The organism is Streptomyces sp. NRRL F-2580, assembly GCF_000720115.1.
In the GTDB taxonomy this organism is placed as follows: Bacteria; Actinomycetota; Actinomycetes; order Streptomycetales; family Streptomycetaceae; genus Streptomyces.
Window position 1 is genome coordinate 1 of the sequence record NZ_JOIR01000062.1, and the last position, 23,985, is coordinate 23,985.

General features: G+C 73.4%; 26 protein-coding genes, 1 other RNA gene and 1 pseudogene. 15 read left to right on the forward strand and 13 right to left on the reverse strand.

Features of this window, described 5'->3' with window-relative positions; genetic code table 11:
* Positions 1-1,469, reverse strand: a 1,469-nt coding sequence (locus tag IF88_RS0137595; protein ID WP_030723448.1) for an AfsR/SARP family transcriptional regulator, incomplete at its 3' end; no start/stop codon positions are given.
* A gap of 73 nt (positions 1,470-1,542) precedes the next feature.
* Between IF88_RS0137595 and IF88_RS0137600 the strand changes: the two genes are divergently transcribed.
* A complete protein-coding gene (locus IF88_RS0137600) occupies positions 1,543-2,334 on the forward strand; it encodes a site-2 protease family protein (RefSeq protein ID WP_030723451.1) in 792 nt (263 codons plus the stop codon).
* 34 nt (positions 2,335-2,368) lie between these two features.
* On the opposite strand, the gene IF88_RS0137605 is transcribed toward IF88_RS0137600, so the two are convergent.
* Positions 2,369-2,551, reverse strand: coding sequence for a hypothetical protein (locus IF88_RS0137605; protein ID WP_030723453.1), 183 nt, complete (start codon positions 2,549-2,551; stop codon positions 2,369-2,371).
* Between the two features lie 53 nt (positions 2,552-2,604).
* Between IF88_RS0137605 and IF88_RS44895 the strand changes: the two genes are divergently transcribed.
* Positions 2,605-2,829 (forward strand): hypothetical protein, encoded by a 225-nt coding sequence (locus IF88_RS44895; protein WP_078893394.1) that lies wholly within the window; start codon positions 2,605-2,607, stop codon positions 2,827-2,829.
* Positions 2,830-2,926: 97 nt separating this feature from the next.
* Here the strand turns inward: IF88_RS44895 and npdG are convergent, their stop codons facing one another.
* A complete protein-coding gene (npdG, locus tag IF88_RS0137615; RefSeq protein WP_030723455.1) occupies positions 2,927-3,631 on the reverse strand; it encodes an NADPH-dependent F420 reductase in 705 nt (234 codons plus the stop codon).
* 95 nt (positions 3,632-3,726) lie between these two features.
* Between npdG and IF88_RS0137620 the strand changes: the two genes are divergently transcribed.
* Positions 3,727-4,332 (forward strand): hypothetical protein, encoded by a 606-nt coding sequence (locus IF88_RS0137620; protein ID WP_030723459.1) that lies wholly within the window; start codon positions 3,727-3,729, stop codon positions 4,330-4,332.
* A gap of 21 nt (positions 4,333-4,353) precedes the next feature.
* Here the strand turns inward: IF88_RS0137620 and IF88_RS0137625 are convergent, their stop codons facing one another.
* A complete protein-coding gene (locus IF88_RS0137625; RefSeq protein WP_030723461.1) occupies positions 4,354-4,590 on the reverse strand; it encodes a hypothetical protein in 237 nt (78 codons plus the stop codon).
* Positions 4,591-4,662: 72 nt separating this feature from the next.
* Here IF88_RS0137625 and map point away from each other — a divergent pair, with 72 nt between their 5' ends.
* Both map and IF88_RS0137635 read left to right on the forward strand, forming a co-directional pair.
* Positions 4,663-5,520, forward strand: coding sequence for a type I methionyl aminopeptidase (map, locus tag IF88_RS0137630; protein ID WP_030723464.1), 858 nt, complete (start codon positions 4,663-4,665; stop codon positions 5,518-5,520).
* 171 nt (positions 5,521-5,691) lie between these two features.
* Positions 5,692-6,339, forward strand: a complete 648-nt coding sequence (locus tag IF88_RS0137635; protein WP_030723465.1) for a heme oxygenase (biliverdin-producing) — start codon at positions 5,692-5,694, stop codon at positions 6,337-6,339.
* Between the two features lie 68 nt (positions 6,340-6,407).
* Here IF88_RS0137635 and IF88_RS0137640 read toward each other — a convergent pair whose 3' ends face one another.
* Positions 6,408-7,097: a PhzF family phenazine biosynthesis protein gene (locus IF88_RS0137640; RefSeq protein WP_234323848.1), complete on the reverse strand. Its 690-nt coding sequence runs from the start codon at positions 7,095-7,097 to the stop codon at positions 6,408-6,410.
* A 19-nt stretch (positions 7,098-7,116) separates the two neighbouring features.
* The gene (locus IF88_RS49230) at positions 7,117-7,539 is read right to left on the reverse strand and encodes a hypothetical protein (protein ID WP_030723469.1); all 423 of its coding nucleotides are present in this window, start codon (positions 7,537-7,539) and stop codon (positions 7,117-7,119) included.
* Positions 7,540-7,755: 216 nt separating this feature from the next.
* Here IF88_RS49230 and efeO point away from each other — a divergent pair, with 216 nt between their 5' ends.
* From efeO to efeU, 3 genes are read left to right on the forward strand one after another with little or no spacing between them, the layout of a single operon-like run.
* Positions 7,756-8,910, forward strand: a complete 1,155-nt coding sequence (gene efeO, locus IF88_RS0137650; protein WP_030723471.1) for an iron uptake system protein EfeO — start codon at positions 7,756-7,758, stop codon at positions 8,908-8,910.
* Positions 8,911-8,941: 31 nt separating this feature from the next.
* The gene (efeB, locus tag IF88_RS0137655; RefSeq protein ID WP_030723473.1) at positions 8,942-10,246 is read left to right on the forward strand and encodes an iron uptake transporter deferrochelatase/peroxidase subunit; all 1,305 of its coding nucleotides are present in this window, start codon (positions 8,942-8,944) and stop codon (positions 10,244-10,246) included.
* Positions 10,247-10,271: 25 nt separating this feature from the next.
* Positions 10,272-11,120, forward strand: coding sequence for an iron uptake transporter permease EfeU (gene efeU / locus IF88_RS0137660; protein WP_037808536.1), 849 nt, complete (start codon positions 10,272-10,274; stop codon positions 11,118-11,120).
* A 4-nt stretch (positions 11,121-11,124) separates the two neighbouring features.
* Here efeU and IF88_RS0137665 read toward each other — a convergent pair whose 3' ends face one another.
* Entirely contained in the window at positions 11,125-11,694 is a 570-nt protein-coding gene (locus IF88_RS0137665; protein ID WP_030723478.1) for a GNAT family N-acetyltransferase, read from the reverse strand.
* Between the two features lie 169 nt (positions 11,695-11,863).
* Positions 11,864-12,730 carry a PhzF family phenazine biosynthesis protein gene (locus IF88_RS0137670; RefSeq protein WP_030723479.1) on the reverse strand — a complete coding sequence of 289 codons (867 nt, stop codon included), beginning with the start codon at positions 12,728-12,730 and terminating at the stop codon, positions 11,864-11,866.
* Between the two features lie 120 nt (positions 12,731-12,850).
* On the opposite strand from IF88_RS0137670, the gene IF88_RS0137675 reads away from it, so the two are divergent.
* Positions 12,851-13,186: a hypothetical protein gene (locus IF88_RS0137675; protein ID WP_199808199.1), complete on the forward strand. Its 336-nt coding sequence runs from the start codon at positions 12,851-12,853 to the stop codon at positions 13,184-13,186.
* Here IF88_RS0137675 and IF88_RS0137680 read toward each other — a convergent pair.
* The gene (locus IF88_RS0137680) at positions 13,183-13,944 is read right to left on the reverse strand and encodes an SDR family oxidoreductase (RefSeq protein ID WP_030723483.1); all 762 of its coding nucleotides are present in this window, start codon (positions 13,942-13,944) and stop codon (positions 13,183-13,185) included. The two genes, IF88_RS0137675 and IF88_RS0137680, sit on opposite strands and share 4 nt — an antisense overlap.
* 108 nt (positions 13,945-14,052) lie before the next feature.
* Between IF88_RS0137680 and IF88_RS0137685 the strand changes: the two genes are divergently transcribed.
* Both IF88_RS0137685 and IF88_RS0137690 read left to right on the forward strand, forming a co-directional pair.
* Entirely contained in the window at positions 14,053-15,369 is a 1,317-nt protein-coding gene (locus IF88_RS0137685) for a Bcr/CflA family multidrug efflux MFS transporter (RefSeq protein ID WP_107050728.1), read from the forward strand.
* 151 nt (positions 15,370-15,520) lie between these two features.
* A complete protein-coding gene (locus IF88_RS0137690) occupies positions 15,521-16,540 on the forward strand; it encodes a small ribosomal subunit Rsm22 family protein (protein ID WP_030723488.1) in 1,020 nt (339 codons plus the stop codon).
* On the opposite strand, the pseudogene ddaH reads toward IF88_RS0137690, so the two are convergent.
* Positions 16,541-17,395, reverse strand: a pseudogene (gene ddaH / locus IF88_RS0137695) (dimethylargininase); the annotation flags it as partial.
* Between the two features lie 97 nt (positions 17,396-17,492).
* Here ddaH and IF88_RS0137700 point away from each other — a divergent pair.
* Positions 17,493-18,104 (forward strand): TetR/AcrR family transcriptional regulator, encoded by a 612-nt coding sequence (locus tag IF88_RS0137700; protein WP_030723493.1) that lies wholly within the window; start codon positions 17,493-17,495, stop codon positions 18,102-18,104.
* 169 nt (positions 18,105-18,273) lie between these two features.
* Positions 18,274-19,023: a bifunctional DNA primase/polymerase gene (locus IF88_RS0137705; RefSeq protein ID WP_030723494.1), complete on the forward strand. Its 750-nt coding sequence runs from the start codon at positions 18,274-18,276 to the stop codon at positions 19,021-19,023.
* 241 nt (positions 19,024-19,264) lie between these two features.
* Here IF88_RS0137705 and yaaA read toward each other — a convergent pair whose 3' ends face one another.
* Positions 19,265-20,068 carry a peroxide stress protein YaaA gene (yaaA, locus tag IF88_RS0137710; protein ID WP_030723496.1) on the reverse strand — a complete coding sequence of 268 codons (804 nt, stop codon included), beginning with the start codon at positions 20,066-20,068 and terminating at the stop codon, positions 19,265-19,267.
* A 102-nt stretch (positions 20,069-20,170) separates the two neighbouring features.
* On the opposite strand from yaaA, the gene IF88_RS0137715 reads away from it, so the two are divergent.
* Positions 20,171-21,613, forward strand: a complete 1,443-nt coding sequence (locus IF88_RS0137715; RefSeq protein ID WP_030723498.1) for an RNB domain-containing ribonuclease — start codon at positions 20,171-20,173, stop codon at positions 21,611-21,613.
* On the opposite strand, the gene IF88_RS0137720 is transcribed toward IF88_RS0137715, so the two are convergent.
* Entirely contained in the window at positions 21,610-22,446 is an 837-nt protein-coding gene (locus tag IF88_RS0137720) for a hypothetical protein (RefSeq protein WP_030723500.1), read from the reverse strand. The genes IF88_RS0137715 and IF88_RS0137720 overlap by 4 nt on opposite strands.
* Entirely contained in the window at positions 22,443-23,177 is a 735-nt protein-coding gene (locus IF88_RS0137725; RefSeq protein WP_030723502.1) for a MerR family transcriptional regulator, read from the reverse strand. The genes IF88_RS0137720 and IF88_RS0137725 overlap by 4 nt, the downstream gene beginning before the upstream one ends.
* Before the next feature lie 77 nt (positions 23,178-23,254).
* Here IF88_RS0137725 and rnpB point away from each other — a divergent pair.
* Positions 23,255-23,656: RNase P RNA component class A (gene rnpB, locus IF88_RS42660), an RNA gene on the forward strand.
* The last annotated feature ends 329 nt before the right edge of the window (positions 23,657-23,985 follow it).

Here is a 23,985-nt window from a genome sequence, read left to right on the forward strand (position 1 = left end):
TCGCCGAGCAGGCGCAGCGCGACGGGATCGGGCAGCGGCTCCACCGGCCGCAGCGACTCCCCCGGCACACCGAGCGGTTCACGGCTCGTGGCCAGGATCTGTACGCCGGGGCAGCGTGCGAGGAGTTCCTCGGCCAGCTCGGCGGCGGCGCCGATGACGTGCTCGCAGTTGTCGAGCAGCAGCAGGAGCCGTTGCCGTGCGCAGTGTTCGGCGAGCCGGTCGAGCGGGTTGTCCCCGGCCCGGTCGGTCAGGGCCCGCAGCTCCTCGGCGGCGGCGCCGCGCAGCTTGGTCTCCCGGGCTCCGAGCGCGGCGAGCGCGGCCTCGGCGACGTCCTCCGGGTCGTCCACGGGGGCCAGCTCGACGAACCACACCCCGTCGGGCCATCCGCCGCGTGCGTCGTGCGCCTCGGCGGCCTCCTGCGAGAGCCGGGTCTTGCCGGCCCCGCCGGGCCCGAGCAGCGTGACGAGCCGCGACCGCGCGAGATCGTCCCCGATGACGCGGATGTCGTCCTCACGGCCGACGAAGGTGGTGAGCCGCGCCCGCAGGTTGCCCCCGCCCCGGCCGGCCGCCTCGGGCGCCGCCGAGGGATACGGGCTCGGGGCGGGGCCGACGGCGCCGGGAGGGTTGGTCGGTACCGGGCCCCCGTCCGGGTGGGCCGCGGCGGCGGAGCCCTGCTCGGGCCGTGCCGGATGCGGCGCGGGCCCGGCGTACGGATGCGGCGCGGGCCCGGCGCCGGCGGGGTGCGGGGTCTCCGCGGCCGGCGGGTTCAGGAGTTCGGTGTGCAGGGCGCGCAGGGCGGGGCCCGGGTCCGTGCCCAGCCGGGCCGCCAGGTCCCGGCGTACGGCGTCGTACGCGGCCAGGGCCTCCGACGGGCGGCCCGCGTCGCGCAGCGCCCGGATGCGCAGGATCTGCAGCGGCTCGTCCAGCGGCTGCCGCGCGCACAGCGCGGTCAGTTCCGGCAGGGCCCGCTCCGCCTGCCCCAGGGCCAGGGCCGCCGCGAGCCGGCCCCGGCGCACGTCCGTCCGTACGGCCTCCCAGCGCGCGGACTCCGCGCCCGGGTCGGGCAGGTCGGCGAGGGCCGGTCCGCGCCACAGCGCGAGGGCCTCCTCGTACCGGGCGGCGGCCTCGGCCGGGTCCCGCGTCTCGGCCGCGGCCCGGGCGAGGCGCTCGAAGCGGTACAGGTCGACGTCCTCGCGGTCGGCGGCGAGCTGGTAGCCGCCCTCCGCGGAGCGTACGGCCGCGTGTCCGAGGGCCCGCCGCAGGCGGGCGACCAGCGCTTGCAGGGCGGCCGGCGCGTCGGCCGGCTGGTCGCCGTCCCACACCTCGGCGACCAGCAGCGCGACCGGCACCACCCGCCCCGGCCGCAGCGCGAGCGCGGTCAGGAGCGCCCGCAGGCGCGCTCCGCCGACGCCGACGGGGGTCCCGTCGTCGTGTATGGCCTGGGCGGTGCCGAGAATCGCGTAACGCACCGGCCCATTGTCCCCGGACCCCGGCCCGGCCCCGAACCGTTTTCCTCCGCGCGCCCGGGATAGGTTTCCCGGCATGGGTCATCAGGGCGGCCGCGGCGAGCGGCGGATCAGTTCGGTATTCCTCGGGATTTTCGCCGTCATGGCCGTCACCGGCTGGGCCGTGTGGACCGGGTACTCGACGTCCACCGGGCTCGCGGTGTTCCTCTTCGTGACGTCGGCGTGGATCGTGTCCCTCTGCCTGCACGAGTACGCGCACGCCCGCACCGCCCTGCACGGCGGCGACCTCTCGGTGGGCGCCAAGGGCTATCTGACGCTGAATCCGCTGAAGTATTCGCACGCACTCCTCAGCATCGTGCTGCCGGTGGTCTTCGTGATCCTGGGCGGGCTGGGCCTGCCGGGCGGCGCCGTCTACATCGAGCGCGGCCGGATCCAGGGGCGCTGGAAGCACAGCCTCATCTCGGCGGCGGGCCCGCTGACGAACGTGGCGTTCGCCGTCGTCTGCACGGCCCCGTTCTGGCTGGACGCCCTCGACGGGGTGCCGATGCCCTTCCGGTACGCGCTCGCCTTCCTGGCCCTGCTCCAGGTCTCGGCGGCGATCCTGAACTTCCTGCCGGTGCCGGGCCTCGACGGCTACGGGGTCATCGAGCCCTGGCTGTCGCACCGGGTGCGCCGCGAGGTGGAGCCGCTGGCGCCGTTCGGCCTGATCGCCGTGTTCGCGCTGCTGTGGATCCCGGAGGTCAACTTCTTCTTCTTCGGCGTGGTCCGCGACCTGCTGTCCGCACTCGGCGTGTCGGACGTGGAGACGGACTGCGGCCACGCCCTCTACCGCTTCTGGCAGGACGCCGGCTTCTGCGCGGCCCGCTGACAGCCGACCCGGGGCGCGGCTTCCGCCCGAGCGGCTACGAGGTCCGCGCGGCCTTCTCGGCCTTGGCCTTGCGCAGGTAGTACCAGGCCAGGTTGGACGTGAGGCCCGCGAGCAGCACCCAGACGATCCCGAGGAAGCTGCCCTCGACGAAGGCGACGACGGCCGCGGCCACCGCAAGGACGCAGACGACAACGGCGAAGACGGCAAGGCGGGGCATGGAAAGAGCTCCTCGGGGACACTGAAGGCGGTCGAGCCCCTCCAGTGTCCCCCATGCCCCGCAGTGCTGCCGTAAGCGCGGCGGCGCACCGCGGGCGGTCCAGGGACGGGGCCGTGCCCGGCGGGTTCCGGCTGTCGCTGATCAAGGGAATGGGCAACAGCCGCGGCAATACCGAGTCCGGTTTCATCCGCAGCGTGGACGATGCCGTCGCACGCTTCCACCATGGTGTGGTGGCCCAGCTGGGGACCGTCGAGGCGCGCCCCGGTCGGCGGGGCTGAGCGCGGGGCATGCCCGGCGGTGCGGCCCGAGGAGGACCGCTCCGCCGTGCATGCGCCGACGACGGGCGTCCGCTCGGACGTCCGCTCGGACGTCCGTTCAGACGTCCGTGATGCGCAGGCCCGCGTGGGCCTTGTAGCGGCGGTTGGTGGAGATGAGGTTGGCGACCAGGGATTCGACCTGGTGGGCGTTGCGCAGGCGGCCGGCGAAGACGCCGCGCATGCCGGGGATGCGGGCGGCGAGGGCCTGGACGAGGTCCGTGTCGGCGCGGGATTCGCCGAGGACCATCACGTCGGTGTCGATCTCGTCGATCGACTCGTCCTGCAGGAGGACCGCCGAGAGGTGGTGGAAGGCCGCCGTGACGCGGGAGTCGGGGAGCAGGGCGGCGGCCTGCTGGGCGGCGCTGCCCTCTTCGACCTGGAGGGCGTAGGCGCCCTGCTTGTCGAAGCCCAGCGGGTTGACGCAGTCCACCACGAGCTTGCCCGCGAGGTCCTCGCGCAGGGCTTCGAGGGTCTTGGCGTGGCCTTCCCACGGCACCGCGATGATCACGACGTCGCTGCGGCGCGCGCACTCGGCGTTGTCCGCGCCCTCCACGCCGAGGCCGAGTTCTTCGGCGGCGGTCCGGGCACGGTCGGCGGCGCGCGAGCCGATGATCACTTTCTGGCCGGCCCGGGCGAGCCGGTAGGCGAGGCCGCGGCCCTGGTCGCCGGTGCCGCCGAGGACGCCGACGACGAGGCCGGACACGTCCGGCAGCTCCCACGGGTCCTTGACCGGCGGCTTCTGCGTGCTGTCTGAGGAAGTCATGGGGGCGAGCGTACTGCCGGGTAGGCCACAGTCGAAGAGGAGGGAACGCTCCCGTACTGCTCCCCTATGTCCCTTCCATGCGGCAGGATGCCGATATGGATGCCGTGAGGGTCGCGCTGCTGCGCGAGGTGCTCGCCGGTACGCAGTGGCCGGGTGCCGCCCGGAACTTCGCCGGCTCGCTGCGCCGGTCCGTCGTACCGGCCGGCGGGAACCTGCTGCTGGTGGGGACGGAGGGCTACGAGCCCTGGCATCTCGCCGCGCACCTGGTGGACGAGGCCGCCTGGTCGGGTCTGCCGGAGCTGGCGCCCACGCTCGTACGCCACCGGGTGCGGCCCGGGGAGCCGGCGCACCTGTCGGTGGGGCTGGGCAGGCTGGCGGCGGCCCGGCGCGGGCACACGCTGCTGGTGGTGGCACCCGGGGAGCCCGGCGAGGCGCTGCTGGAGCGCGTGCACGAGGTCCGGCGCGCCGGGGCGACCGTACTGTCCCTGGACGGCGGGGATCCGGAACTGGGCACGCTCGCGCACGAGGTGCTGTCCGTGCCGGAGGGCGGGGCCGAACTGGATCTGGACACCGTGCAGCACCTGGTCAGCGCGGCGGCCGGGGAGAACGGCCCGCCGGCGCAGCGCGGCCCGCGCCGCTTCCGGGACCGGCTGGCGCGGCTGGCCGACCAGCTGACCGCGCCGCCGCCCAGCCGCTGGTAGCCGGGGCCGGGGTCGCGACCGCTACGGCGCCGTGCCCTCTTCTTCCTCGCGGGTCTTGTCGTTCCACTTGGGGTCGTTCTGCCATTCGAGATTGCGTTCCTGCGCCGTTTCCATGGCGTGGCTCGCCGCCTCGGGCGTCTCGTACGGGCCGAAACGGTCCTTCGCCGGGCACTCGGGGCCTTCTTCGACCTTGTTGTGGACCAGGCAGTAGTACCACTCGCCCGCTTTGCCCACCTGGCGCTTCTTGAACAGGGCCATCGTTGTCAGGCTCCTCTCGTTACCGCTCTCTGCCGCCATGCTGCCCCATCCCCGCTGGATACACTCGCTTGCATGTCTGGCCAGTCGCTGCTCGTACCAGGCGAGCTTTCTCCCGTCCGTTCCGTTCCCGGAAACATCCGCCGGCCCGAGTACGTGGGCAAGCCCGCGCCCACTCCGTACACCGGACCGGAGGTGCAGACGGCCGAGACCATCGAGGCCATGCGCATCGCCGGCCGGATCGCCGCCCAGGCGATGGAAGAGGCCGCCAAGCTGATCGCGCCGGGGGTGACCACCGACGAGCTCGACAAGGTCGCCCACGACTACATGTGCGACCACGGCGCCTACCCCTCGACGCTCGGCTACCGCGGCTTCCCGAAGTCGCTGTGCTCCTCCGTGAACGAGGTCATCTGTCACGGCATCCCGGACTCCACTGTCCTGCGCGACGGCGACATCGTGAACCTCGACGTGACCGCGTACATCGGCGGGGTGCACGGCGACAACAACGCCACCTACCTGTGCGGGGAGGTGGACGAGGAGTCGCGGCTGCTCGTGGAGCGCACCCGTGAGGCGCTGAACCGCGCCGTCAAGGCCGTCAAGCCGGGCCGCCAGATCAACGTCATCGGCCGGGTCATCGAGTCGTACGCGAAGCGCTTCGGCTACGGCGTGGTCCGGGACTTCACCGGCCACGGCATCAACTCCTCCTTCCACTCCGGCCTGATCATCCCGCACTACGACAGCCCGCACGCCACCACCGTCATCGAGCCCGGGATGACCTTCACCATCGAGCCGATGCTGACCCTGGGCACCCACGAGTACGACATGTGGGAGGACGGCTGGACGGTCGTCACGAAGGACCGCAAGCGGACCGCGCAGTTCGAGCACACGCTGGTGGTGACGGACTCGGGGGCGGAGATCCTGACCCTGCCGTAGCCGGATCCCGGCGGAATCCAGGCGGGATCCAGGCGGGATCCAGGCCGCGTCCCGGCGCGGACTTTTTACCGACAAGACGTCGGGAAGACATTGACTTAGGCAAGCCTAAGTAGGAGTATCGGGCGTGGCGGCGGTGCCGCCACGCCTGCTTCCTCTTCCTGGAGGTCCGCCTTGGACGCCTTCTCTACGGTCATCCGCGTCGCGTCGCACGAGCAGCACACCGAGGCCGAGACGTCGACCTTCATGAGCGACCTGCTCGGCGGGCGGCTCGGCGTGGACGCGTACACGCGCTACACCGAACAGCTGTGGTTCGTGTACCGGGCCCTGGAGGACGCGGCCGAGGCCCTCAGGAACGACCCGGTGGCCGGCCCGTTCATCCGGCCCGAGCTGATGCGCGTCGCCGAGATCGAGCGCGACCTCGCACACCTGCTGGGCCCGGACTGGCAGGAGAACGTCGTGGCGCTGCCCGCGACGCGGGCGTACGCCGCCCGCGTCGCCGAGTGCGCGGCCGAGTGGCCCGGCGGGTACGTCGCCCACCACTACACCCGCTACCTGGGCGACCTCTCCGGCGGCCAGATCATCCGCGACAAGGCCGAGCGCACCTGGGGCTTCGAGCGCAAGGGCGACGGCGTCCGCTTCTACGTCTTCGCGGACATCTCCAACCCGGCCGCCTTCAAGCGGACCTACCGCGAGCTGCTGGACGCCATCGCCGCGGACGACCTGGAGAAACAGCGCATCATCGACGAGTGCAAGCGCGCCTTCGACTTCAACGGCGCGGTCTTCCGCGAGCTGGGCGAGGAGTTCCGCCTCAGCGCGTGACCCCTCCGGGGGCAGCACGGTGAAGAGCGCCGCCGCTGCCGCTCGTCGGCCTGGATCGTGCGGGATGCCTAGATCGTGCGGGAGCCCCGGGCGGCGGGCCGGTCCGGGTGGCGCTCGAAGCGGACGCGGCCGCCGATCTCGACGGTGCCGTCGGGGCCGGGGGCGGTGAGGATCTGGGAGCCGGCGCCCTGGGTGATGTTCAGGGCGCGGTTGAGCTGGGCCGTCAGCAGGATCGCCGCCGATCCGGTGGCCTCGTCCTCGGCGATGATCCCGTCGGGGCGGCGCGGGAAGCCGCGGGCCCGCACGCGGCCCGCGGTCTCGTCCTCCCAGGCCCAGGCGTACAGCCAGCCCTCGCCCGGCGGCGGGGCCGGGAGCGCCTCGACCTCGGCCACGGATCCGTACTGCTCGGTGCGCTTGCCCTCGACCCACTCGGCGCGGGCCGTGATCCAGGTGAACTCCCCGTCGTCGCGGGCCCATACGGATCCGGCGGGCGGCTGGAGCTCCTCGATGTCGAGCAGCCACGCGACCCCGACCAGCGGATGCCCGGCGAAGGACATCCGCGTGCCGGGGGTGCGGATGTCGACGACCCCGCGCTCGGGGTCGTCGACGAACACCGTCTCGCTGTAGCCGAGTTCGGCGGCGAGCGCCTGCCGCGAGGCGTCGTCGGGGCAGGTGCGGCCGTCGCGTACGACTCCGAGCAGGTTGCCGTACCGGCCGTCACCCGCGCAGAAGACCCTCAGCACGTCGAGATCGTTCACGCGGGAATTCAAGCACGGCTCAGCCCTGGGCCGTACGCCGCCTGCGGGCGAGGAAGATCGCGCCCGCGCCGGCCGCGACCACCACGCCGGAGGTGGTGAGCAGGGCCGTGGCCGGGATCTCGGCGCCGGTATCGGCGAGGTTGCCGCCGACGGAGCCGCCGCCCACGCTGCCGCCGGTGCCGCCCGTACCGCCCGTGGCGCCGGTGGCGCCCGTACCGCCGGTGGCGCCGGTGCCGCCCGTACCGCCGGTGGTGCCGCCGTCGTCGCGGTGGGCTGCGGGGCCGCGGGCGTGGGCTTCGTGGGGGTGGGCTTCGGCGGGGTGGGGTCGGGGTCCGGGGTGGGCTCCAGCACCCGCGCACCGGCCCCGCTGGTGGTCCCCGTCCGCGCGGCGGAGCCGTCCGGCGTCCCGGACGGGCCTTCCGCAGTGCGGAACTGACGGCATGCCCGAGCCCGCCTTGACCGTTCCTTGACCCGGCCATGGGGTTGCCGTGGAGGGTCCGTGACGGGTCCGTGTCCCCCCGCAGCACCACACGGAAAGGTGAGAGCTGAATCACTGGACGCGTGGTCATGGCTCAGGTAAGCCTCGGTTAAGTTAGGTCCGCCTCACCGGCCTCTCCCCCTTGGGACGGCCCACTCGCCCGACGCCCAGGAGCCCCCTATGCGCCCCGCCCGCCTCACCGTCATCGCCGCCGCCTCCGTCGCGGCGGCCCTGACCGCCGTCACCGGCTGCTCGGAGAAGAGCGACGCGGCTGGCGACGACGTGATCAAGGTCGCGGCCTCCGACAGCGCCTGCGACGTGTCGAAGACGGAGTTCCCGTCCGGCAAGGTGCAGATCGACGTCGAGAACAAGGGCTCGAAGGTCACCGAGGTCTACGTCCTCTTCCCGGACGCCCGCATCGTGACCGAGCGCGAGAACATCGGCCCCGGCACCAAGGCCTCCATCACCGCCGAGATCAAGGCGGGCGACTACGAGATCGTCTGCAAGCCCGGCATGAAGGGCGACGGCATCACCAAGAAGGTCAAGGCCACCGGCAAGGGCGCCGCCGAGGAGAAGCGCAGCCCCGAGGCGGACGCCGCGGTCTCCGCCTACCGCGCGTACGTGGTCGCGCAGGCCGAGGAGACCCTCCCCAAGGCCCAGGCCTTCGCCGACGCGGTCAAGGCCGGCGACATCGAGGGTGCCAAGAAGCTGTACGCCGCCTCCCGCATCGGCTGGGAGCGCACCGAGCCGGTCGCCGAGTCCTTCGGCGACATCGACCCCAAGGTCGACGTCCGTGAGGACGGCCTGGAGGCCGGTCAGGACCCGGCGAAGGACTGGACCGGCTGGCACCGTCTGGAGAAGGCCCTGTGGGCCGACAACAAGATCGGCGACGACGAGAAGAAGCTCGCCGACACCCTGATGGCGGACCTGACCGACTGGCAGAAGAAGGTCGGCACGGCGGAGATCACCACCAGCTCGATGGCCAACGGCGCCAAGGAACTCCTCGACGAGGTCGCCACCGGCAAGGTCACGGGCGAGGAGGAGCGTTACTCCCGCGCCGACCTGGTCGACTTCAAGGCCAACATCGAGGGCGCGGAGAAGGCGTACGAGCTGCTGAAGCCGATCGCCACCAAGAACGACCCGGAGCTCGCCAAGCAGCTGGACACCCAGTTCGCGGCGATGACGGCGCTGCTGGACAAGTACCGCACGGACAAGGCGTCCTACGAGTTCACCTCGTACGACAAGCTCGGCGATGCCGAGAAGAAGGAGCTCTCGGACGCGGTCAGCGCCCTCGGTGAGCCGCTCTCCAAGCTCGCCGCCGCGGTCACGAAGTAACGGCAGAGAACGAAGGAGGCGGGAGAGCAGCATGACCGAGTCGCAGTCGGAGTCCCCGGCGCAGTCGGAGTCGGCGGCACAGCCGCAGCAGGCGGTCGACGAGTCCGCGGCCGCGCCCTCGCGGCGTGCCGTCCTGGGCTGGGGCGGGGCCGGGCTCGCGCTCGGCGCCGCCGCGGCCGGCGGTGCGGTGGCGGCCTTCGGCGGCGGGTCGGACATGGTCTCGGCCGCAGCGGCCGGGGGCGCCGTGCCGTTCCACGGCGAGCACCAGGCCGGTATCGCGACCGCCGTGCAGGACCGCCTGCACTTCGCGGCCTTCGACGTGAAGACGAAGAGCCGCGAGGAGCTGATCCAGCTCCTCAAGGAGTGGACCGAGGCGGCCCGCCGCATGACGGCCGGCCAGCCGGTCGGCGAGGGCGGCTTCGGCGGTCTCCCGGAGGCCCCGCCGGACGACACGGGCGAAGCGCTGGGCCTGAAGGCCTCCCGCCTCACCCTGACCGTCGGCTTCGGGCCGGGCCTGTTCGCCAAGAACCGGTTCGGCCTGGAGGGCAAGCGCCCCGAGGCGCTGATCGACCTGGAGCTGTTCCCCGGGGACAACCTGGACCCGGCCCGCTCCGGCGGCGACCTGTGCGTCCAGGCGTGCGCCGACGACCCGCAGGTCGCCGTGCACGCCATCCGCCAGCTCGCCCGCATCGGCTTCGGCAAGACCGCGGTGCGCTGGTCCCAGCTGGGCTTCGGCAAGACCTCGTCGACCACCCCGGACGAGCAGACCCCGCGCAACATGATGGGCTTCAAGGACGGCACCCGGAACATCTCGGGCACCGACAACGCGGCCCTGGACAAGCACGTGTGGGTCGGCCCCGGCGACGGCAGCGACTGGATGACCGGCGGCTCCTACCTGGTGGCCCGGCGGATCCGGATGAACATCGAGATCTGGGACCGCACCCCCCTGCAGGAGCAGGAGGACATCTTCGGCCGCGACAAGGGCGAGGGTGCCCCCGTCGGCAAGTCCAAGGAGCGCGACGAGCCCTTCCTGAAGGCGATGAAGCCGCAGGCGCACGTCCGCTTGGCGCACCCGGACACCAACAACGGTGCGACGATCCTGCGCCGCGGCTACTCCTTCACCGACGGCACGGACGGTCTGGGCCGCCTCGACGCGGGCCTGTTCTTCCTCGCCTACCAGCGGGACGTGCGCAAGGGCTTCGTCCCGATCCAGCGGAACCTCGCGAAGTCCGACGTCCTCAACGAATACATCCAGCACGTGGGTTCGGCCGTCTTCGCCGTCCCGCCGGGCGTCCGCGACAAGGACGACTGGTGGGGCCGGACGCTGTTCGCGTAGTCCCCGCCGGAGAGGAACAACCGCCGTGTTCGGCAACTATCTGATCGGCCTGCGCGAGGGGCTGGAAGCCAGCCTGGTCGTCTGCATCCTCGTCGCGTACCTGGTGAAGACCGAGCGCCGGGACGCCCTGCGTCCCGTGTGGATCGGCATCGGGATCGCCTGCGCGCTCTCGCTCACCTTCGGCGCGATGCTCGAATTCGGCACCCAGGAGCTGACCTTCGAGGCGCAGGAGCTCCTCGGCGGCAGCCTGTCCATCATCTCGGTGGGCCTGGTGACGTGGATGGTCTTCTGGATGAAGCGCACCGCGCGGCATCTGAAGGCCGAGCTGCACGGCAAGCTCGACGCGGCGCTCGCCATGGGCACCGGCGCGCTGGTCGCCACCGCCTTCCTGGCCGTCGGCCGCGAGGGCCTGGAGACCGCGCTGTTCGTGTGGGCGTCGGTACGGGCCAGCGGCGAGGGCTCCTCGGCCCCGCTGATCGGCGTGCTCCTGGGCATCGCCACGGCGATCGTGCTGGGCTGGCTGTTCTACCGCGGCGCCCTGAAGATCAATCTGGCGAAGTTCTTCAAGTGGACCGGCGCCATGCTGGTGGTCGTGGCCGCGGGCGTGCTCGCGTACGGGGTCCACGACCTCCAGGAGGCGCGCTTCCTGGGCGGCCTGGGTGACAAGGCCTTCGACATCAGCGCGACGATCCCGCCGGACAGCTGGTACGGGACGCTGCTCAAGGGCGTCTTCAACTTCCAGCCGGACCCCACCGTCCTGCAGCTCACGGTGTGGGTGCTCTACCTGGTCCCCGTGCTGGCGCTGTTCTTCCTCGACCGCAGCCGCCCGGCGAGCCCGAAGCCGCAGCCCGCGGACGCCGCGCCCGCGGGCTGACCGCTCACCACAGCCTGTCGGTGTGTCCGGGGTGGAGCGGGACGCGGACGCCGGTGAAGGCCGCGCGGTCCCGTCCCGGGTCGTCCGTGAAGAAGTCCGCCAGCACCACCTTGTCGAAGCCGGGGGCGTCGGTGGCGAGCGGCTCCGGGTCGTCGGGGGCGCCGCCCACCAGCACCGTGCCGGGCAGCTGCGCGAAGCCGGCCGCCTCGTAGAACGGGGCCAGCGGGCGGTCGCAGCTGAACAGCGCCAGGTCGACGGCCCGGTCCGCCGCGAGCTCGGCGCGGGCCGCCGCCACCAGCCGCGCCCCGCAACCCCGGCCGCGCAGCGCGGGCCGGGTCACGACCGCGCTCAGCCCGGCCGCCCGGTAGGTCCGCCCCGCGAGCCGGATCTCCTTGAACAGCAGCGCCAGCGAGGCGGCCACGGTGCCGTCCGCGGCCAGCAGGAGCAGGACCCGCGGCGCCAGGGCCGGATCGTGCCCGGGCTCGGCCCCCGGCCAGGCCGCGTCCTCCAACGCGGCCACTTGCCGAGCCAGCCCTGGGGGTAGTTCCGCCTCGGCGAAACCGACCACCCTCATGGACGAGCCTCCTTGGTCGACTGCGGCGCGGCTGAAATATCCAGCCCGTCCGGCATTTGAGGAGCGGGGTCTGGGGCGGAGCCCCAGGAAGCCGGGCCGCACGGGCCGTTCTCCGTGCGGGTCTGGGGCGGAGCCCCGGTGGTCGGGACGGGCGGGCCCGGGTACGCGGTCACGGGATGCGGACGCCCTCGCCGCCCACCCTGACCCGGGGGTCACCGGTGCGCAGTTCCACCGTGAGCACGCCCGGCCGGCCCATGTCCTCGCCCTGGTGGAGGGTGAGCACGGCGTCCGCCGGGACCAGGCCGAGCTCCCGCGCGTACGCGCCGAAGGCGGCCGCGGCGGCTCCCGTGGCGGGGTCCTCGACGACGCCGCCGACCGGGAAGGGGTCCCGTACGTGGAACTCCGCGGGGCCCGCCCGGTGCACCAGCTGGACCGTGGTGAGGTCCAGACGCCGCATCAGGGCCTCCAGGCGGGCGAAGTCGTACGCGAGGTCCGCGAGCCGGGCCCGGGTGGCGGCGCCCAGCACCAGGTGGCGGGCTCCGGCGTAGGCGATCCGGGGCGGGAACGCCGGGTCCAGGTCACCCACCGGCCAGTCCAGCGCGGCCAGCGCCTCGGCGAGGTCGGCCGCGCCGATCTCCTCGACGTGCGGCTCGACGCTGGTCAGCGTGGCCCGCAGCCGCCCGCCGTCCTCGGCGGTGACGGACACCGGCACGGTGCCCGCCCGGGTCGCGAGGAGCAGTTCCCCCGGCCCGATCCGCTCGCCCAGCGCCACGGCCGTGGCCACGGTGGCGTGCCCGCAGAAGGGGACCTCCGCCTTCGGGCTGAAGTACCGCACGGTGAAGGACCGGCCCGCCGGGCCGCCGAGCCCCTCGGGCGGTGCGGTCAGGAAGGCGGTCTCGCTGTACCCCAGGCGGGCGGCGATCGCGAGCATCGCGCCGTCGTCCAGCCCGGCCGCGTCGAGCACGACCCCGGCGGGGTTGCCGCCGTCGGGGTCGTGGGAGAAGGCCGTGTAGTGCAGTACCTCGGTGTCGGTCATGTGGCCATGATCGTCCGGAGCACGGTGCGGGGTCCAGGCCTTTCGTGCCGGGCGGAGTGGACGGATCCCGGCCGGGTACGAGCGGGACGTCCGGCACACACCGAGAGAACGGGTACGACGATGACCGAGCACCCCGACGAGGCCGCCGTGGAGGCCGCCCACGAGCCGCACGACCCGGCCCCGGGCGAGCGCGCCGCCGTCGACCGGGTCCGCGTCGAGGCCGTCGGGAGGGGGCACCACCAAGTGGAGGCCGCGCTGGAGGCGGCGCGCGCGGAGGCCGCCGACCCGGCCGTGGTCGCCGAGTGGGAGCGCATCGAGGAACACCTGGCCGCGCACCGGGGCCCGTACGCCCCGGACGCCGACCCGTTCCTCCAGGGCCGGCTCACGGCTCGCGCACAGCACGGCATCGACCCGCCGGAGCCGGGCCCGGGCTCGGGCCCCGCGGACCGGGGCTAACCCCGCCCGATGTAGGGCATCGACGTCGCCATTACCGTGGCGAACTGCACGTTGGCCTCCAGCGGGAGCTGCGCCATGTGCAGGACCGTGCGGGCCACGTCGGCGGCGTCCATCACCGGTTCGACGGCCAGCCGGCCGTTGGCCTGGAGGATGCCGGTCTGCATCCGTTCGGTCATCTCGGTCGCGGCGTTGCCGATGTCGATCTGGCCGCAGGCGATCCGGTACGGACGTCCGTCCAGCGACAGGGACTTCGTCAGGCCCGTCATCGCGTGCTTGGTCGCGGTGTAGGCGATGGAGTGGGGACGGGGCACGTGCGCCGAGATGGAGCCGTTGTTGATGATGCGGCCGCCCTGCGGGTCCTGTCGCCTCATCTGCCGGAAGGCGGCCTGCGCGCACAGGAAGGCGCCGGTCAGGTTGACGTCCACGACCGAGCGCCAGGCCTCGTAGGTGATGTCCTCCAGCGGGACCCCGCCCGGCCCGAAGGTGCCCGCGTTGTTGAACAGCAGGTCGAGGCGCCCGTAGCGGGCCCGCACTGACTCGAACAGCGCAGTCACGTCGTCCGGGTCGCTCACGTCCGCCGGTACGCACAGCACGTCGGCGTCGGAGCCGGCCGCGGCGGCGGTCTGTTCGAGCGGCTCGGTCCGGCGGCCCGCGACGGCCACGGACCAGCCCGCCGCTGCCAGGGCCAGCGCCACGGAGCGGCCGATTCCGGAGCCGGCGCCGGTCACCACGGCGATCTTCTTCGTACTTTCGTCCATGGGCCCGCAGGGTACGTCACACGGCCGCTCGGTCCCGGGACGTTCCGATTGCTGAGAGCATGGGTCGGTCAGGGGTGCGTAAAGCAGATGAGAAGACTGGAGTTCCGCATGTCGGAGAGAGGCCCCGCGACGGCACCCTCGCACGACTCGTCGCCCGAATCGCCCTCCGCCCCCGTCACCACCAAGCCCCTGACGGCAGCACGCCGCACAGGTCTGCTCGTCACCTTCATACTCGGGGGGCTCACCGCCCTCCCCCCGCTGTCCATGGACATGTACCTGCCGGCCCTGCCGCAGGTCACCGATGCCCTGAACAGCCCCGCCGCGACCATCCAGCTCACCCTCACGGCCTGCCTCGCCGGCATGGCCCTGGGCCAGCTCGTGATCGGCCCGATGAGCGACAAGTGGGGCCGGCGCCGGCCCCTGCTCGCCGGCATGGTCGTCTACGTCCTGGCCACCGCGATCTGCGCCCTCGCGCCGACCGCCGAGCTGCTGATCTCCTTCCGGCTGCTCCAGGGCCTGGCCGGCGCCGCCGCGATCGTCATCGCACGGGCCGTCGTACGCGACCTGTACGACGGGGACGAGATGGCCCGCTTCTTCTCCACCCTGATGCTCATATCCGGGGCCGCCCCGATCATCGCCCCGCTCATCGGCGGCCAGGTGCTGCGCTTCGCCGACTGGCGGGGCGTCTTCGTCGTCCTCACCGGCGTCGGCACGGTCCTCACCCTGATGGTCTGGCGCAGCCTCGGCGAGACCCTGCCGCCCGAACGGCGGCACACCGGAGGCGTCGGCTCCGCCCTGCGGACCATGCGCGGGCTGCTCGGCGACCGCGTCTTCGCCGGCTACACCCTGACCGGCGGCTTCGCCTTCGCCGTCCTCTTCTCGTACATCTCCGCCTCCCCCTTCGTGGTGCAGGAGATCTACGGGGCCTCGCCCCAGGCCTTCGCCCTGCTCTTCGGCCTGAACTCCGTCGGCCTGATCCTCGTCGGCCAGGTCAACGGCAAGCTGCTGGTCGGCCGCGTCAGCCTGGACAAGGTCCTGGCCGTCGGCCTCGCGACCATCACGGCCGCCGCGGTGGCCCTGCTGCTGATGTCGACGGGGGTGTTCGGGGAGGTCGGGCTGACGCCGGTCGCCGCCGCGCTGTTCGTCCTGATGTCGGCGATGGGCGTCGTCCTGCCGAACACCAACGCCCAGGCCCTGATGCGCACCCCGCACGCGGCCGGCTCGGCCTCCGCGCTGCTGGGCACCTCCTCGTTCCTGATCGGCGCGATCGCCTCACCGCTGGTGGGCATCGCGGGCGAGGACACGGCCGTCCCGATGGCCTTGGTCCAACTGGTGTGCGCCCTCCTGTCCCTGACCGCCTTCCTGGGCCTCTGCCGCCCGTGGAAATCCAGCCCCGCCGCGCAATCCAGCCCCGCCGGCGTTTGAGGCGCGCTTCCAGCCCCGCCGGCGTTTGAGGCGCGGGGCCCGGGGCGGAGCCCCGATCCTTGAGCCGCACGGGACCGGCGGCGGCACCGACCAGGCGGCCCCGCCCCGGACCGGCGGCCCCGCCCCCCGATCGACGGCATAAACTTCGCAGGTGAACGCCTCCGCCCCCACCACCGCCGAAACCCTCCGCCGCACACTCGGCGGACTGCTCGACGGCCTCCCGCCCAAGCAGGCCGCGGCCGCCGTAGAGCGGCTCATCGCCAGCTACCGGGGGCAGACCCCGACCAACGCCCCGGTCCTGCGCGACCGCTCCGACGTGGCGGCGTACGCGGCGTACCGGATGCCCGCCACCTTCGAGGCGGTACGGGCGGCCCTGGACGGGCTGGCCGAGGCGGCGCCGGGCTGGGCGCCGGCCTCGCACGTGGACGTGGGCGGCGGCACGGGCGCCGCGACCTGGGCGGTGGACGCCACCTGGGACGGCCCGCGGCAGACCACGGTGCTGGACTGGGCGGAGCCGGCGCTGAAGCTCGGCCAGGAGCTGGCGCGGGCCTCGGCCTCGCCGGTGCTCCGCGCCGCGGACTGGCGGCGGGCCGTCATCGGCTCCGGCCTGTCCCTGCCCGACGCCGACCTGGTGACGGTCTCGTACGTGCTGGGCGAGCTGACCCCGCAGGCCCGTACGGCGGTGGTCGCCGAGGCGGCACGGGCCGGGCAGGCGGTGGTCCTGATCGAGCCGGGCACGCCGGAGGGCTACCTCCGCATCCGCGAGGCCCGCGACCAGCTGATCGCGGCCGGGCTGCGGGTCGCCGCCCCGTGCCCGCACGACGGGACCTGCCCGATCCAGGTCGGGCAGGACTGGTGCCACTTCTCGGCGCGGGTCAGCCGCTCCTCCCTGCACCGGCAGGTCAAGGGCGGCTCGCTCCCGTACGAGGACGAGAAGTTCAGCTACGTCGCCGCGACCCGCTTCCCGGTGGAGCCGGCCGCCTTCCGGATCACGCGCAAGCCGCAGATCCGCAAGGGGCTGGTCCAGCTGGAGCTGTGCGGCCCGCAGGACGGCGAGGGGGCGGGCCTGACCCGGGTCAACGTGACCAAACGCCACGGCGACCTCTACAAGGCGGCGCGGGACGTCGACTGGGGCCAGGCCTGGCCGCCCCCCTCCGATGAGGACGAGTGACTAGGGCCGCAGCTCCTGCGTGCAGCACTTCACGCTGCCGCCGCCCTTGAGCAGTTCATCCAGGTCCATCGGGATCGGCTCGAACCCCCGGTCCCGTAGCGGCGCCAGCAGGCCGGTGGCCGCCTGCGGGAGCAGGACGTGCCGGCCGTCGGACACCGCGTTCAGGCCGAGGGCGGCCGCGTCCCGGCCGTCCGCGAGCAGGGCGTCCGGGAAGAGGCGTCTGAGCACGCCCTGACTGCCGGGCGAGAAGGCGTCCGGGTAGTACATGATCTCGTCGCCGTCGAGGACGCTGAGCGCCGTGTCCAGGTGGTAGTAGCGCGGGTCCACCAGGTCGAGGCCGATGACGGGCCGGCCGAAGAACTCCTGGGCCTCGTCGTGCGAGAGCGGGCTGGAGCGGAAGCCCCGGCCGGCCAGGATGTAGGTGGCCGTGACCGCGAAGTCGCCCTCGCCCTCGTTGACGTGGGACGGCTCGTGGACGTCCTGGAAGCCGTGGCGGCGGAACCAGTCGAGGTGGATCTCGGCCTCGGCGGCCCGTTCCGGGTAGGCGAACCGGGCACCGAGCACCCGGCCGTCGACGACCAGGGCCCCGTTCGCCGCGAACACCATGTCGGGCAGCCCGGGATCGGGTACGAGGGTCTCTACGGTGTGGCCGAGGGCGCGGTAGCGGTCCCTCAGGTCTTCCCACTGGGCGTGTGCGAGGGGCAGGTCCACCGGTTTCGTGGGATCCATCCACGGATTGATGGAGTACGTGACCTTGAAGTGTGCGGGTGGGCACATCAGGTAGCGCCGGGGTGTGGCGTCTCTGCGCAAAGAAGGCTCCTCACGACTTTCACGACTCGGGACGAGTACGGAAGAGAATCGTCTCTCCTCCCGCTGGACGACACAGTGAACTGACCGGGTGGTTTACGCAACCATAGGAAGACGAGACGTCTCGCATTGATAGGTTCGAGCCATGACCAAGACCCCTGACGCCACCCGCCGCAACGACCGCTCCCGGCGCGCCATCCTCGACGCCGCGCTCGCCCTGGTCGGGGAGGTCGGCTACAACAAGCTGACCATCGAGGCCATCGCCGCCCGTGCGGGCGTCGGCAAGCAGACCATCTACCGCTGGTGGCCGTCGAAGGCCGCCGTCCTCCTCGACGCCTCGCTCGCCCTCACCGGCGACGCGGAGACGGAGGGCCGGTGGACCGGCTTCCCCGACACCGGGGACCTCGCCGCCGACCTGAAGTACGTACTGCGCGCCACGGTCGACGAGTTCAACGACGAGAAGTACGAGGCCCCCGCGCGCGCCCTGACGGCGGCCGGGGCCACCGACCCCGAACTCGGCGCCCGCTTCACCGAGCAGCTGCTGGAGCCGCAGCTCGCCCTGTACGAGGCCCGGTTGCACACGGCCCGGGAGGCCGGCCAGCTCGCACCGGACACCGACCTGCGGCTGACGGTGGAGATGCTGCTCGGGCCGCTGACGTACCGCTGGCTGCTGCGCACCGCGCCCCTGACGCACGCTTACACGGACGCGCTCGTGGACCGGGTGCTGGGCGGGGTGGCCAACGTCACCGCCCGCTAGGCGGCCGGTGACCGGCGACCACCCGAGAGGATTTGCCCTGATCGTATAGACATATGGGGTTTTGTCGGCCACTCATCTCCGGCCCCCGTCGTCAAGAGCGGTCACCCGGGGCGCAGGATGGTGGGACGATGTGAAGGTCCGCCGGGGATACGGTGAGGTGAGGGGATAGATGGGGTCTGAGTCCGGCCGCGTCAAACGCGGCGAGCAGAGCAGGATTTCCCACTGGCTGCGCCGGCGCCAGAAATTCACCGCCGAGGACCCCGCACGCGAGCGCGAGGCGCTCCTCCTGGCCGTCGCCGCCGCCGGTCTGCCGCTCGCCCCCGCCGCCCATCCCGCCGGCTACCGGTGTTCGTGCGACCGCATCGGCTGTCCTACGCCCGCACGGCACCCCATCTCCTTCGCCTGGCAGACCCAGTCGACCACCGACCGCGCCCAGGTCGAACGCTGGGCGCGCAACCAGCCCCAGGCCAACTTCATCACCGCGACCGGCATGGTCCACGACGTGCTCGACGTCCCGCTGGAAGCCGGCGCCGCCGCCCTGGCCCGTCTGCTGGAGGCCGGGATCGAGGTCGGCCCCGTCGCCGAGTCCGGCGGCACCGGCGAGCAGGCCCGCATGCTCTTCTTCACCGCCACCCGCGGCACCCCCGAGGACGAGGACGAGTGGTGGCCGTGCGAACTGGACTGCCACCCCGAGACGATGGACGAACACCCGGGGCTGCGCTGGCACTGCCGCGGCAGCTACGTCCTGGTCCCGCCGGCGGCCCTCCCCGGTGACCTGGCGGTGACCTGGCTGCGCGGCATGGAGCACCCCCTGCCGGACCCGCTGACGCTCCTGGAAACGCTGACGGACGCCTGCGCCGCTTACGCGGGTACCGCGAACCTGACCCCGGCCGTGGTCGCCTGGCCCCTGGGCCACTAGCCCGGGCCCCGCCCGGCCTTGGGGCTCCGCCCCACACCCTGCGCCTCAAACGCCGGCGGGGCTGAAAATGCGCTCCGCGCAATCCGGCCCGCCGGCCACGCTCGGGAGCGCGGCTCGGCCAAGATCCAGCCTCGCCCACGCTTGAGGCGGGGCCCCCGGACGGAGTCTGGGGGAGGGTCCGGGGCGGAGCCCCGGCTGCCGCGGCAGCGGTGTGCTCGCGCCCCGAACCGGCGGCGGCGCGTCAGTGGTGGATCTGCGTGACCACCACGTCGAGGGACCAGGCCTTGCCCGGCTTCGTGGGGGGCTCGGCCTCGACCACGTAGTCCAGGTCCCGCAGGGCCGTGACCAGCTCGGCGGGGGACGCGGGGGCGGAGCCCGCGAGCAGCAGGTCACGCACCAGGCGACCCTTCGTCGCCTTGTTGAAGTGGCTCACCACCGACCGCTTCTCCACCCCGTCCACCACCTGCGAGTGCAGCACCCGCACGGTCGCCGTCCGCCCCGCCACCTCACCCTTCGGCTTCCACGCGGCCGCGTACGCCGAGGACCGCAGGTCCAGGACCAGCCCCTCGCCCGCCGCCTCGGGCATGACGGTGGCCATCGCCTCCCGCCAGTACGCACCCAGCGCGCCCAGCCCGGGCAGCTTCACGCCCATCGAGCAGCGGTACGAGGGAATGCGGTCGGTGATCCGCACCGCGCCCCACAGCCCCGAGAACACGAGCAGCGCGTCCTCCGCGCGCCCCCGCGCCGCCGCGGGCAGGTCGGCCAGAGCCAGCGCGTCGTACAGCACGCCCGTGTAGATCTCCCCCGCCGGCCGGGCCACCGCCGAGCGCAGCTCCACGTTCTTCGCGACCTCGCCCCGCAGGCCCTCGCTCAGCCCCAGCACCTCGCGCGCCTTGAGCTCGTCGCCCGCGCACAGCTCGACCAGTTCCTCCAGGACCGCCGCACGGGCCGGGGCCAGGCCGGGCAGCGACAGCGACTCCGGCTTCAGCGGTGCGCCGGAGCCGCCGGCGGCCTTTCCTTCGGACGGCGGCAGCAGCACGAGCACGGTGGTTCTCCTTCAATACGACACGGCGCAGGGGATGCGGCCCCCCGGCCAGGGTAGACGGCTCGCCGTGCCGTCCGGGCCGCCCGACCATAGGCTCGGTCCATGCCACGCCGTCAGATGCACATGACCGGCGCAGACGGGACTGCCCTGCGGGCCGCGCTGCGTGAACTGCGGACGGAGCTGGGAGTGCCCGCGCACTTCCCCGCGGCGGTCCTCGCCGAGGCCGAGCACGCGGCCGCGCACCCCCGCCTCCCCGACCTGGACAGCACCGACATCCCCCTGTTCACCATCGACCCGCCGTCCTCCGTCGACCTCGACCAGGCCATGCACCTGGCGAAGCGCTCCGCCGGCGGCTACCGCGTCCACTACGCCATCGCCGACGTCGCCGCCTTCGTCGCCCCCGGCGGCCCGATCGACGCCGAGGCCCACCGGCGCGTCAGCACCCTCTACTTCCCCGACGAGCGGGTCCCGCTGCACCCGCCCGTGCTCTCGCAGGACGCGGCCAGCCTGCTGCCCGACCGCACCCGCCCCGCACTGCTGTGGCGCTTCGACCTGGACCCCGACGGCCGGGTGGAGACCGCCGACGTACGGCGCGCCCTCGTCCGCAGCCGCGCCAAACTCGACTACGACGGCGTCCAGAAGGCCATCGACACCGGCACGGCCGAGGAGCCGCTCGCCCTGCTGGCGGACATCGGCCGGCTCCGCGAGGCCCTGGAGCAGGAGCGCGGCGGCATCTCGCTCAACGTGCCCGAACAGGAGGTCGTCGACCGCGACGGCTCGTACTCCCTGGCCTACCGCGCCCCGCTCCCCGCGGACGGCTGGAACGCGCAGATCTCCCTGATGACCGGCATGGCCGCCGCCGATCTGATGCTGGCCACCGGCACGGGCGTCCTGCGGACGCTGCCCAGTGCCCCCGACGGCGCCGTCGGCAGGCTCCGGCGGGCCGCGAAAGCCCTGCGGATCGACTGGCCGCACCACGTCCCGTACGCCGAACTCGTGCGCTCCCTCGATCCGCACCGCCCCGCCCACGCCGCCTTCCTCCAGGAGTGCACGGCCCTGCTGCGCGGCGCGGGCTACACCGTCTTCACCGGCGGCGAGACCCCCGACCCGGCGATCCACTCCGCGGTGGCGGCCCCGTACGCCCACTGCACCGCGCCGCTGCGCCGGCTCGCCGACCGGTACGCCGGCGAGCTGTGCGTGGCGGCGGTCGCCGGGGCCGAGCCCCCGCGGTGGGCGGTCGCGGCCCTGGACGCGCTCCCCCGGGAGATGGCGGAGGGCGCCCGCCTGGCGAACACGGTCGAGCGGGAGTCCGTGGACCTCGTCGAGGCGGCCGTGCTCAAGGACCGCGTCGGCGAGACCTTCGAGGCCACGGTCATCGACGTCCACGACCACGAGCCGCTCGTCGGCACGGTCCACTTGGAGGAACCGGCGGTGGTCGGGCGCATCGAGTCCGCCACGCTGGCGCTGCCGCTGGGCGACCGCATCCGGGTCCGGCTGACGGAGGCCGCCCCGGGCTCGGCGAAGATCCTCTTCGCGCCCGTCTAGGAGGTAGCGGGCCGTCGGCGCAGGGCGGTGACCAGCGCGCGCGGGTCGTCGGCGTGGAAGCGTACGGTCCGCGCCTCGGCCGTGGCGCCGAGCGGGCGGGTGAACCGGAGCGCACGTTTCAGCTCCAGGGTCACCGTGGTCTGGCTGCCGACGATCAGGTCGAGCACCCCGTCCTGCGACAGCGTGACCAGCCGGCCCTCGGGGTAGCGGCGCTCCACCCGTACCGAGGCCACCGCGTCCGCCGGTACGGCCAGGTCGAAGAGGGCTCCGTAGCGGATCAGCAGGGACCCGTCCGGGCGGACCACGTGCGGCCGGGTGACGCAGGCTGCGTGCAGGGCGAGCACGATCAGGATCCCGTACACGTCGAGCACGAGGACCACCCGGTGGACCGTCGGCCAGGGGATGAGGAAGGCCAGCACCACCGTCTCGACCACCGACACGAAGAGCATCCCGTACACCACGGCCGTCTGCGGTCCCGTGTACGCGACGGCCAGATCGCCCGGGCGCACCCCGTGCCGCCCGCGCACGGTCCACCTCCCGAGGGCGGCGAGGGCGTGCAGCTCGTGCCGCAGCAGCCGCCGCACCCGGACCGGCACCACGGCGCGGACGGCCTCCCGCCAGGCCTCCCCGCGCCCGGCACCGCGGGCACGCCCGGCGGCGTAGAGGCCGTGCAGCACCCAGGCCTCCAGCAGCAGCACGGCGACGAGGAGCACCTCGGTGGCGGCGAGCGCCCAGCCGGGCAGGCGCATCCCGGCCGCCAGGCACGCCACGAGCGCCAGCTCCGCCGGGACCACGGCGGAGACGGCGAGCCGCGCCGCCCGTATGCGGGTCATCCCCGCCCCCTCTCGATGAACGCCTCCATGACGCGGCGGACGACCTCCGCCTGCGCGGGCGCGTACTCGGCGAGCAGCGCCTCCTTGAACCCGGCCACGACCGCCCCGTCGGCGGGGATCGCCGCGAACACCTCGTCGGGGACGGACGCCACGAGGTCCGCCGCCAGCGACGGGATCCGCGGATCGTCCACGGACGCGTCGGCGAGCTCGTCGAGGCGCTCGTACAGGGCGAGCACGGCGGGGTCGGCGGCGAGCGGCCCGAGGGCGGCGTAGACCTCCCGGCCGCCCGCGCCCGCCGCGTCGAGGAGGATCAGGTGCTCGCGGTCCTTGGCCGCGGTCGGGGAGTCGGTCGCGGGCGCCTTCGCCAGCAGTTCGGCGAGCGCGGGCGGCAGGGGCTCGCCCTCCCCCGGCCCGGCGGCGAGCAGCACCGCGAGCCGCCGGCGGCGCTCCGCGATCGCGGCCTCCTGCCGTGCCAGGTCGGCGTCGAGCTCTTCGAGTACGTCGGCCAGTTCGCGCCCGGCGTCGTCCGCGAGCACGTCGCGCACCTCGTCGAGGCTCAGCCCGAGCTCGGTGAGGCGGCGTACGCGGGCGAGCAGGACGGCGTCGCGGACGCTGTAGTCCCGGTATTGGTTGGGGCGCCGCTCCGGCTCCGGGAGCAACCCGACATGGTGGTAGTGCCGGATCGCCCGGGTGGTGACCCCGACGACGGCGGCGATCTCTCCGATCCGCATGAGCCCAGTAGAAACCCTGCCGTTGCGTCAAGGTCAAGCGCGGCCATCGCCCCGGGTAACATGTCCACCACGGCAGACGAGTCGGCCGGGCGGCCGCGTCGGGATCCTCGGATCCCGCCGAGGAACGTCCGGGCTCCACAGGGCAGGGTGGTGGGTAACGCCCACCCGGGGTGACCCGCGGGACAGTGCCACAGAAAACAGACCGCCGGGGACCTCGGTCCTCGGTAAGGGTGAAACGGTGGTGTAAGAGACCACCAGCGCCTGAGGTGACTCAGGCGGCTAGGTAAACCCCACCCGGAGCAAGGTCAAGAGGATCCGTCTCCGGACGGGTCTGCGCGAACGATCGAGGGCTGCCCGCCCGAGTTCGCGGGTAGACCGCACGAGGCCGGTGGCAACACCGGTCCTAGATGGATGGCCGTCTCCCCGGCGACCGCGAGGTCACCGGGTGACAGAACCCGGCGTACAGGCCGGCTCGTCTGCCCCCTCCGCCCCGAACCGCCCCCCGGGAGGGGGCGGCGCCGCATCGCCGGAGGGGCTGAATCTGTGCGGCCCAGCCGGACAGCGCGGCTCAAAGACCGGGGCTCCGCCCCGCACCCCGCGCCTCAAACGCCGGCGAGGCTGCATTTGCGCGGCGAAGCCGAGCCGGCCGGTTGGGACGGGGGTGGGTGTGTGCCGGGGTGATCCCCGCAGGGCGCCGAACGCACTTCCGCCAGACTCTCCGACCTCTCGTCACGTTCGGCGCCCGAGGAGACGCCCCGGCGCGCGCCCGCCCCCGGCACAACCGGCCCCCACCCGACCCCGCCCGAGC

Coding starts and splice junctions, on each gene's coding strand:
- IF88_RS0137600 (WP_030723451.1), top strand. CDS start 1,543: ATGGGTCATCAGGGCGGCCGCGGCGAGCGGCGGATCAGTTCGGTATTC.
- IF88_RS0137605 (WP_030723453.1), bottom strand. CDS start 2,551: ATGCCCCGCCTTGCCGTCTTCGCCGTTGTCGTCTGCGTCCTTGCGGTG.
- IF88_RS44895 (WP_078893394.1), top strand. CDS start 2,605: ATGCCCCGCAGTGCTGCCGTAAGCGCGGCGGCGCACCGCGGGCGGTCC.
- npdG (WP_030723455.1), bottom strand. CDS start 3,631: ATGACTTCCTCAGACAGCACGCAGAAGCCGCCGGTCAAGGACCCGTGG.
- IF88_RS0137620 (WP_030723459.1), top strand. CDS start 3,727: ATGGATGCCGTGAGGGTCGCGCTGCTGCGCGAGGTGCTCGCCGGTACG.
- IF88_RS0137625 (WP_030723461.1), bottom strand. CDS start 4,590: ATGGCCCTGTTCAAGAAGCGCCAGGTGGGCAAAGCGGGCGAGTGGTAC.
- map (WP_030723464.1), top strand. CDS start 4,663: ATGTCTGGCCAGTCGCTGCTCGTACCAGGCGAGCTTTCTCCCGTCCGT.
- IF88_RS49230 (WP_030723469.1), bottom strand. CDS start 7,539: ATGCCGTCAGTTCCGCACTGCGGAAGGCCCGTCCGGGACGCCGGACGG.
- efeO (WP_030723471.1), top strand. CDS start 7,756: ATGCGCCCCGCCCGCCTCACCGTCATCGCCGCCGCCTCCGTCGCGGCG.
- efeB (WP_030723473.1), top strand. CDS start 8,942: ATGACCGAGTCGCAGTCGGAGTCCCCGGCGCAGTCGGAGTCGGCGGCA.
- IF88_RS0137665 (WP_030723478.1), bottom strand. CDS start 11,694: ATGAGGGTGGTCGGTTTCGCCGAGGCGGAACTACCCCCAGGGCTGGCT.
- IF88_RS0137670 (WP_030723479.1), bottom strand. CDS start 12,730: ATGACCGACACCGAGGTACTGCACTACACGGCCTTCTCCCACGACCCC.
- IF88_RS0137675 (WP_199808199.1), top strand. CDS start 12,851: ATGACCGAGCACCCCGACGAGGCCGCCGTGGAGGCCGCCCACGAGCCG.
- IF88_RS0137680 (WP_030723483.1), bottom strand. CDS start 13,944: ATGGACGAAAGTACGAAGAAGATCGCCGTGGTGACCGGCGCCGGCTCC.
- IF88_RS0137685 (WP_107050728.1), top strand. CDS start 14,053: ATGTCGGAGAGAGGCCCCGCGACGGCACCCTCGCACGACTCGTCGCCC.
- IF88_RS0137700 (WP_030723493.1), top strand. CDS start 17,493: ATGACCAAGACCCCTGACGCCACCCGCCGCAACGACCGCTCCCGGCGC.
- IF88_RS0137705 (WP_030723494.1), top strand. CDS start 18,274: ATGGGGTCTGAGTCCGGCCGCGTCAAACGCGGCGAGCAGAGCAGGATT.
- IF88_RS0137715 (WP_030723498.1), top strand. CDS start 20,171: ATGCCACGCCGTCAGATGCACATGACCGGCGCAGACGGGACTGCCCTG.
- IF88_RS0137720 (WP_030723500.1), bottom strand. CDS start 22,446: ATGACCCGCATACGGGCGGCGCGGCTCGCCGTCTCCGCCGTGGTCCCG.
- IF88_RS0137725 (WP_030723502.1), bottom strand. CDS start 23,177: ATGCGGATCGGAGAGATCGCCGCCGTCGTCGGGGTCACCACCCGGGCG.